Source organism: Acidovorax sp. ACV02 (assembly GCF_014851475.1).
Classification (GTDB): Bacteria; Pseudomonadota; Gammaproteobacteria; order Burkholderiales; family Burkholderiaceae_C; genus Acidovorax; species Acidovorax delafieldii.
In genome coordinates this window covers 1-519 of sequence record NZ_JACUZU010000027.1, presented here as the reverse complement: position 1 = coordinate 519, position 519 = coordinate 1, and the positions used below count along the sequence as shown (strand labels likewise).

Here is a 519-nt window from a genome sequence, read left to right as displayed (position 1 = left end):
GGAGAAGAGAAAGAAGGAAAGAAGAAAAAAAAAAAAGGAAGGAAGGGGAAGGAAGAAGAGAAAGAAGAGAGGAAGAAAGAAAGAAGGGGAAGAAGGGGGAAGGGAGAAGGGAAAAGAAAAGGGAGAGGGAAAAGGAGGAAAGAGGGAGAGAGGAAGGAGGAGGGGGGGAAAGAAGAGGGAAGAAAAAGGGGAGAGGGGGAGGGGAAAAGAAAGAGGAAAAAGAAGGGAGAAGAAAGGGGAAAGAAGGAAGAAGGGAAGGGGGAAAAGGGGGGGGGGGGGGGGAGGAGGGGAGGAGGAAGGAGAGGAAGGAGGGGGGAAAGAGGGAGAGAGGAGGGGGAAGAGAAAAGGGGGGAGGGGGAAAGAAAGGGGGAGGAAAAGAAAAAAGAGAAAAAAAGAGAAACAGAAGGGGAAGATTCAAAAGAGCGTAATAGGGCTTTGCTCTTAAGCATAAGGGCATGGAGAAAAGGAGGATGGAGAGTGACATTCTATCTGGCCGGGGGGTGGATCTAGAGTTGGATA

1 protein-coding gene is annotated in these 519 nt (G+C 50.1%); it reads left to right on the top strand.

Annotated features, from left to right (window positions below; translation table 11 throughout):
* Positions 1 to 510: hypothetical protein (locus IB236_RS24190; protein ID WP_192422486.1), on the top strand; the 510-nt coding region annotated here is incomplete at its 5' end.
* Positions 511 to 519 lie beyond the last annotated feature (9 nt).